Origin of the sequence: Mycobacterium sp., assembly GCF_035633495.1 — a bacterium.
GTDB lineage: Bacteria > Actinomycetota > Actinomycetes > Mycobacteriales > Mycobacteriaceae > Mycobacterium.
This window is the reverse complement of sequence record NZ_DASQEU010000118.1, coordinates 1-2,417: the sequence shown is the minus strand read 5'-3', so window position 1 is coordinate 2,417 and position 2,417 is coordinate 1. Positions and strand designations below refer to the sequence as shown.

Here is a 2,417-nt window from a genome sequence, read left to right as displayed (position 1 = left end):
ACGGGGTCGAAGCCCCGGTCGGCCAGCCACTTCTTGGCGGCCAACGACACCTCCAGTTGCAGCCGGCGTTGAGCCAGCCGCTTCTGCAGCTGCTCCAGCTGGATGTCGACGATCTGCACCAGTTCGTCGGGTTGGAGCCCGTCGAAGATCAGCACGTCGTCGAGGCGGTTGATGAACTCCGGCTTGAACGCTGCGCGCACCGCCGCCATCACCTGCTCCTGGTCGCCGCCCGACCCGAGGTTGGACGTCAGGATGAGGATGGTGTTGCGGAAGTCGACCGTGCGACCCTGCCCGTCGGTCAGCCTGCCCTCGTCGAGCACTGCCAACAGCACGTCGAAGACGTCGGGGTGGGCCTTCTCGACCTCGTCGAACAGCACCACCGTGTACGGCCGTCGCCGCACCGCCTCGGTCAGCTGACCGCCCTGGTCGTAGCCGATGTAGCCGGGAGGAGCACCCACGAGGCGGGCCACGGAATGCTTCTCGCCGTACTCGCTCATGTCGATGCGGACCATCGCCCGCTCGTCGTCGAACAGGAAGTCCGCCAGCGCCTTGGCCAACTCGGTCTTGCCGACGCCCGTCGGGCCGAGGAAGAGGAACGAGCCGGTCGGCCGGTTGGGGTCGGCGACCCCGGCCCGGCTGCGACGGACGGCGTCCGAGACGGCCTGCACGGCCTTCTTCTGACCGACGACCCGCTTGCCGAGCTCGTCTTCCATGCGCAGCAGCTTGGCGGTCTCGCCTTCGAGCAGCCTGCCCGCGGGGATTCCGGTCCACGCCGCGACGACGTCGGCGATGTCGTCGGGCCCGACCTCCTCCTTGAGCATGACGTCGGTCTGCGCCTGCGCGGTGGGCAGCGCGGCGTCGAGCTTCTTCTCGATCTCCGGGATGCGGCCGTACCGCAGCTCGGCGGCCTTGGCCAGGTCGCCGTCGCGTTCGGCCCGCTCGGACTCACCGCGCAGGTGGTCCAGCTGTTCCTTGAGGTCGCGGACGACGTCGATGGCACCCTTCTCGTTCTGCCAGCGCGTGGTGAGCTCGGACAGCTTCTCCTTGTAGTCGGCCAACTCGCTGCGCAGCTTGTCCAGGCGATCCTTGCTGGCATCGTCGGATTCCTTCTCCAGCGCCATCTCCTCGATCTCGAGGCGACGCACGACGCGCTCGACCTCGTCGACCTCCACGGGACGGGAGTCGATCTCCATGCGTAGCCGCGATCCGGCCTCGTCAACCAGGTCGATCGCCTTGTCGGGCAGGAAGCGGGACGTGATGTAGCGGTCGGACAGCGTCGCCGCGGCCACCAGGGCGGAGTCGGTGATTCGCACGCCGTGGTGGACCTCGTAACGGTCCTTCAGACCGCGGAGGATGCCGACGGTGTCCTCTACCGAGGGCTCGCCGACGAACACCTGCTGAAACCGCCGTTCAAGGGCGGCGTCCTTCTCGATGTACTTGCGGTACTCCTCCAGAGTCGTGGCGCCGACCATGCGGAGCTCGCCGCGGGCCAGCATCGGCTTGATCATGTTGCCGGCGTCCATCGCCGACTCGCCGCTGGCGCCTGCACCCACGATGGTGTGCAGCTCGTCGATGAAGGTGATGATCTGTCCGGCCGAGTTCTTGATGTCGTCGAGGACCGCCTTGAGACGCTCCTCGAATTCACCGCGATACTTGGCACCGGCGACCATCGAGCCCATGTCCAGGGAGACGACCGTCTTGTCGCGCAGGCTCTCCGGTACGTCACCGGCGATGATGCGCTGGGCGAGGCCCTCGACGATGGCGGTCTTGCCGACGCCCGGCTCACCGATGAGCACCGGGTTGTTCTTGGTGCGACGACTCAGCACCTGGACGACGCGGCGAATCTCGTTGTCGCGCCCGATGACCGGATCCAACTTGCCCTCACGGGCGGCGGCGGTCAGGTCGGTCGAGTACTTCTCCAGCGCCTGGTAGGTGCCCTCGGGGTCGGGGCTGGTGACGCGGGCACTGCCGCGCACCTTCGTGAACGCCTCGCGCAGGGCCTGCGGCGACGCACCACCTCCGGTGAGCAGCTTGGCGACGTCGGAGTCGCCTGTGGCGAGGCCCACCAGCAGGTGTTCGGTGGAGACGTACTCGTCGTCCATCTCTCCTGCCAACTGCTGGGCCGCGGTGATCGCCGACAGCGACTCGCGGGACAGGTTCGGCGTCGAGTTGGCGCCGCTGGCCTTCGGCAGACGGTCGACGAGGTTCGCGGCCTCGGTCCGGATGGTCGCGGGGTCCACGCCGACGGCCTCGAGCAGGGGCGCGGCGATCCCATCGTTCTGGGTGAGCAGCGCCATCAACAGATGGGCGGGCCGGATCTCCGGGTTGCCTGCGGCGGTTGCCGCCTGCAACGCCGCGGTCAGCGCCGCCTGGGTCTTCGTGGTCGGGTTGAACGAGTCCACGACTCCTCCATTCGT

General features: G+C 68.0%; 1 protein-coding gene. It reads right to left on the bottom strand.

Features of this window, described 5'->3' with window-relative positions; all coding sequences use genetic code 11:
* The coding region (gene clpB, locus VET27_RS18235; protein WP_526520637.1) for an ATP-dependent chaperone ClpB at positions 1 to 2,402 on the bottom strand (2,402 nt) is incomplete at its 3' end.
* Between the last annotated feature and the right edge of the window lie 15 nt (positions 2,403 to 2,417).